Origin of the sequence: Roseovarius sp. ZX-A-9 (assembly GCF_028369135.1) — a bacterium.
Classification (GTDB): domain Bacteria; phylum Pseudomonadota; class Alphaproteobacteria; order Rhodobacterales; family Rhodobacteraceae; genus Roseovarius.
In genome coordinates, this window is record NZ_JAPWHW010000051.1 from 1 (window position 1) to 6,424 (window position 6,424).

3 protein-coding genes and 2 pseudogenes are annotated in these 6,424 nt (G+C 58.5%); 2 read left to right on the forward strand and 3 right to left on the reverse strand.

Features of this window, described 5'->3' with window-relative positions:
- Positions 1-854 precede the first annotated feature (854 nt).
- Together O3306_RS22150 and O3306_RS22155 are read left to right on the forward strand one after the other, a co-directional pair.
- Positions 855-1,127, forward strand: a pseudogene (locus tag O3306_RS22150) (transposase); the annotation flags it as partial.
- Positions 1,128-1,271: 144 nt separating this feature from the next.
- The gene (locus O3306_RS22155; RefSeq protein WP_272011562.1) at positions 1,272-1,982 is read left to right on the forward strand and encodes an IS6 family transposase; all 711 of its coding nucleotides are present in this window, start codon (positions 1,272-1,274) and stop codon (positions 1,980-1,982) included.
- A gap of 149 nt (positions 1,983-2,131) precedes the next feature.
- Here O3306_RS22155 and O3306_RS22160 read toward each other — a convergent pair whose 3' ends face one another.
- The 3 genes and pseudogenes from O3306_RS22160 to O3306_RS22170 all read right to left on the reverse strand — a co-directional run bounded on the left by O3306_RS22160 (position 2,132) and on the right by O3306_RS22170 (position 6,200).
- Positions 2,132-3,091: an IS110 family transposase gene (locus tag O3306_RS22160; protein ID WP_272011564.1), complete on the reverse strand. Its 960-nt coding sequence runs from the start codon at positions 3,089-3,091 to the stop codon at positions 2,132-2,134.
- 249 nt (positions 3,092-3,340) lie between these two features.
- Positions 3,341-3,421: pseudogene (locus O3306_RS22165) on the reverse strand (IS6 family transposase); the annotation flags it as partial.
- Positions 3,422-3,518: 97 nt separating this feature from the next.
- Positions 3,519-6,200, reverse strand: coding sequence for a Mu transposase C-terminal domain-containing protein (locus O3306_RS22170; protein WP_272011566.1), 2,682 nt, complete (start codon positions 6,198-6,200; stop codon positions 3,519-3,521).
- Positions 6,201-6,424 lie beyond the last annotated feature (224 nt).

Genomic DNA, 6,424 nt, shown 5'->3' on the forward strand with positions numbered 1-6,424 from the left:
CCCTACACGGACCTGCTGCTCAGCTCGGTGCCCGAGATGGACCCCAACTGGCTGACCACGCTTCTCGAAGAGCGCGGCATCGACAATGTCGGCGACGCAGCCGCAGCCAAGATCGATCCAAAAGATGCGAAAATCGTGCACTGACGCGACCGTGTTGCACGGATCGTTTCATCAGCGTAGCCAGTTGCTTGATTTAATGACGGGATGGCGGGATGCCTTTCAAGCACAACGCGACGCGGCGGGATAAGTTTGAGATGGCCAAGTACCGGGTCACGAACTGGCCTGAGTACAACGAGGCGCTTCGCCAGCGTGGTGATGTTACGGTCTGGTTCAGCGAGGATGCGGTATCCGGGTGGTGCGCCCCAAGGTCGGGGAAACGTGGTGGTCAGCGGCAATACTCTGTGTCAACGCCGTTTGAATTTTCCCCAATAGTGCCGAAGTAAAATTCCCCACTTGCACGGGTCCGGTGATCAGCCGGTTTCAGTGATCTGCCGCTCCATTTTTGGTTTTTGGGGGCCGTCCGCGGCGCTTCGGCGGCGGCGGCGGTGTCACTGTACCCTAAATAATCAGATTCTGCGGATTCAGGGCATTTAGAGGCGGTTTTGTACCCTTAATTGCAATATATCCACAGTCTCCACGCCTCAGGATTTGACGCCGCATGAGCTTTTCCAAATTGCATCGGCGCGCGTCAGAAGCGCTTCACGGTTTGCGTCGGCGCCAAGCTCGGATATGGCCTGACGAGCTGCATGCAGAGCGCTCTCGGAGGCACTTGGGCGACGCATTCCATGGGCTTTGTTGCAGGGATCGTCGCACAGCTGATATCGAGGCATTCTGTTCGTTTCAGGATGCTGTAGATGCCGCACAAGTTCAACGCCGCTTATCGTGACAAGATCCCGAACCAAAAGCATCGGGTGACTAATTGGCCTGAGTACAATGAAGGTCTACGGCAGCGTGGTGATCTGACAGTTTGGATCAGCGAAGACGCACTTTCTTTGTGGTCGGCGCCGCGCCGTACCACGCGCGGCGGACAGCCGCACTACTCTGATTTGGCGATCGAGATGTGCCTGACGCTGGGTCTAGTCTTCAAGCAGCCTCTGCGTCAAACCCAAGGCTTGATGCGCTCTATTGCACGGGTTGGGACACAACCATCACGAACGGGCAAACCGAGGGAAATCCTCAAAAAGAACTGTCAGGTCTACGCCTCTATGCAGCAGCTGTCCTGTTGGCATTGCCAACTTGTTTGCGCACCGGCTTTCGCATAGGCAACCGGGATGAAGATACCCTGCGCGATGCCTGGCCTGAAAGGCTACCGTTTTCCACGCGAGATCGTCGCCTACGCAGTCTGGGCGTATTATCGTTTTGCGCTCAGCACGGCGGATGTCGAGGATCTGCTGGCTGAACGCGGCGTGATGGTAAGCCGGGAAACCGTCCGGAACTGGGTGAACCGGTTTGGCCGCCATTTCGCTGATTGTATCAAACGCGACAGGCCAGGCACCAGTGACAAATGGCACTCGGATGAAGTCGTTGTTCCGATCAATGGTGTGAAGTTCTGGCTCTGGCGGGCCGTCGACGCGGATGGGAATGAGCTCGACATTCTCGTTCAAAAGCAACGCAATGCGAAGGCCGCCAGCCGGTTTCTGAAGCGGCTGATAGACCGGCATGGCGCGCCGCGGGTCGTGATCACCGACAAGCTGCGCAGTTACATCAGGCCGATCCGCAACCTTGCGGCGAACGCCGATCATCGGGCGCACAAAGGCTTGAACAACCGGATCGAAGGATCCCATCGGCCGACCCGAAAGCGAGAGAAACTCATGGGGCGTTTCAAGTCGCCGGGACAGGCGCAGAGATTTCTGGCCGCACATGACCAGATCAACACGATCTTCCGTCCCCGCCGCTATCGTCTCACCGCCAAATCCGATCGTCACGCCAGAGCTGATGCCCTCGATCTTTGGAACGCCTACACACTCGAAATGACCGCCTGACGGGCGCGGCTCAGGCCGCATTCGGGCGGATGCAAATAAGTTGGCAATGCCTTCGAGAGTGATACGAGTGTGTCAACGCCGGACTAAAAGTGCACCAGTCGCCGGATGAATTGGCCCCCGTTTCACCGGACACCTAGCAACTGTATCTCTTAGGGAGCCAAAGGAGCCCATTTCTGACGACTCTTGCATAAGGCGTTAGCAAGATTGACCAGTTTCCGAGCGACAGCGGTTATGATGACCTTGTGTGGTTTTCCGGCTTTTCGCAGGCGGTCTGCGAAAGCTTTCATGGTCGGGTTGTGATGCGATGCCACCAAGGCCGCCTGGAACATCACGTGCCTCAGGGCACGGCGTCCACCCGCAATAGCTCGTTTGCCGCGAAGGGTTCCGCTGTCATGAGCCACGGGGGCTAACCCGACGAGGGCTGCGGCCTCTTCGCCTGTAATGGCACCGAGTTCAGGCATTTCCGCGATGAGCGTTGTGCTTGCCACCGGACCGATCCCCGGAATGGAGCGCAGGATTGTGGCAGTCTCTGCGAGAGCATTGTTGTCCGATATGGTCACCGCAATGCGCTCTTCGAGGCATTTTATCAGGCTGTCTAACCTAGCTTTCAGTTCGGCGTCGATGTCTTCGAACTGGGCGGCGGTGCCCAGTTTCTGCTGCGCCCTGACCTGGGCGAGCAGTCGTTTGCGCATCTCGACCAGCTGCGTTCGTTTTGAGGTTAAAGCTCTCAGGTCGCGAAACTTTTCTGCTGGAAGGCGACGACCTGCTTCGGGTCGAAAAGCAAAGAAGCGGGCAATAAGCTCCGCGTCGATCCGGTCGGTCTTTGCGCGCGTGCCACGGCTTCGTGCGAATGCCTTCACTTGAGCGGGCGCCACTTGTCGGGCGATGACGTCCTCTGCCTCAAGCGCAGCCCAAAGCTGCCATCCGTGGCCACCGGTCGACTCGAAACAGACGACGGCATCACAGTCGCGGGCAAGATCCGCGACGGCTGCGTGCCCTTCCGGATCATTGGGTGTTCTGCATCGAACATCATCGGGTAGGCAATGAAGATCCAGCCAATCGCGGCTGACATCTATGCCGATAATGCGGCCATGTGTTAGGTTGTCCATACTCTCTTCCTTCTGGTGCGCGGTCCTTTGAAAGGCCGCAATCAACTGTTCGAGACAATGAAGAGAGGCGGTGCCGACACGCTAGATAACGTGGTCAAGCCACAAGGGTCAGACGTCGCGCACCACCCCATCACTGACCCTGGCCAGGGTCAGTGATGGGATCAGTTTAGCAGATGCAAAATACAGAAGGGTCAGGACGGCATTGCCAAGTTGTTCAGCCGATGCTGAGATTTTTTTACGTTTGGCAAGTCATGGTTTCATTTCGGCGGCATAGTCTGCCCACAGGCTGAATGCATCTGCCCGGGCGTGGCGATAGGAAGTGGCGGTGAGGCTGTCACTGTACCCCAAATAATCAGATTCTGCGGATTCAGGGCATTTAGAGGCGGTTTTGTACCCCTAATTGCAATATATCCACAGTCTCCACGCCTCAGGATTTGACGCCGCCTGAGCTTTTCCAAATTACATCGGCGCGCGTCAGAAGCGCTTCACGGTTTGCGTCGGCGCCAAGCTCGGATATGGCCTGACGAGCTGCATGCAGAGCGCTCTCGGAGGCACTTGGGCGACGCATTCCATGTGTTTCCCGCGCTGTTGGACGCCCCGTTTCACGCCGTCCCGGAAGCCGCCGGTCAAGGTCATGCGATAGTCGACGGATCCGCTCGATCACCCGACGATGCTGAGAAAATGCTCGACGCAACTCCCGGGCTGCCCGATCGTTTCCTCGCAGTATGATGGCGGCACCCAACAAGGGACGGGTCGTGCCGATACCGACCGCAGCAAGCGCCAGTAGCCTTTCGCGCTTGTTCCCGGTGGTGAGCGACCAGAAATGCCCGATCTTCAGCACCGACATGACATGCAGGGTCAGACTGATCCGGCGCAACCGCGCGAGATCGGTCGTGGCCGTAGCCGACTTCAGAATTTCCGCACCGCGCAAAGCGCGGGCATGAAGTCTGCCCGATACATCTTTGGCTGGATACTTGGCTGCCAAGGCCTGGCCACAGATTTCGCAATTCATCGACCATGCCAAGCGCCAATGGCGAAGCACCAGATCGGGTGATTTTGCAACACACCCCGGGCAATATTGGAAGTTATGGCGTGACCTGTATTGCACGTCATGATGCATTGTGTCCGGAAGAGCCATGCTGACGATTTCATCCCGGCTCCGCTGAACCGCGCCGCATAGTCGAGCCCAGTTCGCCGCGCGCAAGTCACCGGCAAATTCCGGCGCCCTGCCCTGCCCCAAACCCAGATAGCCAAAAAGCTCTTCATCCAAACAATGATTGGCCTTTGCCAACCGACCGATCCAGCTGGACAGAAGCTCATCGTGAATGGGTGAAGGTCGAAACGGTAGCGGTTTGACGTTCATCCGAATGCAGCGGCGGGCCGGCGAGGGATGTTCCACGCGTGCTTTGTCCAAACCGGTTGCCAGGCCTGAACCGCTTCGTCCGTGATCCGCTCTTCTCCGGTCTCGATCGCATCGATAGCCAGGGACTTGACCATGATGAACACCCGCGAGGTGACGCCGCCGGTCACTTTCAGGATTGCCCGTGTCGATCGCGAACATTTCGCGCGATGGATCGCGGCGCGGTTGGTGCCGGGGAAGCCGAGCACCTCTTTCGTTTTCCAACCGGGCAGTCCGCGTCTTTTGGCGCGCCGCCTCAGCCAGCCGCCGTTGCGCGTCAATCAATTGGAACAGGACCCGCTCGTTGATCCGGCCACCATGTTTATCCTGCCATTCTTTCCGTGCCCGCCGACTTTCCCAAAGCGATATCCGCGGGTGGCTGAGATCCCGGTAGCGCGCCGGGATCACGCGACCATCACCGGTGATGACCCAGACTTGCGACAAGTCTCGCGGATCGTATTTCACCTGAACCTTGCCCTGCTCGCGTCCGACTAACGACGCGAAGACATCACTCCAGTAATGGACCCCGAAGAGCGTGATCCCGGTGCGCCCGAGCTGGCGCCACTCGAAGGGCAAGAAGCTCGTCCGAAAGGCTTCGACGTCAACGACCTGCCGCCCCGCAGTATCCCCGCCGAGGTCAGCCCAGGCAGCCAACGGCGTTCGGCCGAGGGCTTCGTGAACCGTATTGTGGTAGCGGCAGATTTCCAGATGAAGCCAATCCTCGAACTCGGTCAGTGTCAGGGCCGCGTGCTTCTCGCTGTCATAATCGCCCTTCTCGACGATTGAAGAATGTGTCGTCCCGGGCAGCACGTGAACGGCACCCATGGCCGTTCCGATCAACCGTTCGACATGGCCGCCATAGTGTTTGCCGCCAAGCGGACGATACTCGACAGCAATACCCCAATCTTCGCAGGCCGTTTTGAAGGCGTCGCTGTGGAACTCCTGGGCATTGTCGACGTGAATCGCCTTCGGGATGCCGGCCGTCGGCCAAACCACCTCTTCCAGTGTCCCGGGAATGTGCACCGATTTCCGCCGCACGCAGTGGTCGAGACATAGGGCGATCGACAAGACAGACGGCTCGTCGAAAGTGACATAGACCCCGAGAACGATCCGGGTCGCGACGTCGATGGCAACCGTCAGATAAGGTCGCGCAAGTGGCCGCCGATTGACGTGATCGACCAGCGTGATGTCCGAAGTTGTATGATCGATCTGAACGACCTCAAGCGGGGCTAAAACCTTGAGACGGCCGGGACGCGCGGAAAAGACCTGGTCAGCTTCCTGCGCTCCGTGTCGTTTCCTGAATACTTCTCGCTGATCCATCGCGTCGAGCCGGGCCTTCACCGTCCTCCGGGTCGGGGGCTGGAAGCCCCTCGCCGCGCATTCCGAACGGATCTCTCGACAGATCCGCAGAAAGCTCGACCGCTCGCGGACCAGATAGTAGCGCCGCAGCGTGGCGTCGATGACGTCTTCGACCTCTTGCGCGATCCGCTTCGATCCCGGACTCGGCCCACGACGGCCAAGTTCCAGCGCTGCAGCGCGTGCATCATTCGCTCTCAGACGCCGGTAGAGCGACCACGTATGGCTTTTCGACAAACCCAGTTCCCAGGCAGCGTCACCAATGGCCGCGCTGATCGGCTCGCCTCTCTTCTCAAGCTCCAGGATCGGGCGGAGAACCGCCGCACGGTGTTTCGCAAGACGCTCGTTGATCACACCAATCCCCCCGCCCCAACGGGCCGACACTTATCCACAGTTCCGACCGTATGGCAATTAAGGGTACAGTATGGTGATTAAGATTCTGATTAATTAGGGTACAGTGACACCCACAAAGGGATCAATAACAGGATTGAGGGCTCGCACCTGTCAATCGGCATTGAACTTTGACCCCTTATCGGCGTCCAATATTGCCCCCCTTGTGCTGAGCAGGCCCGGCGCTG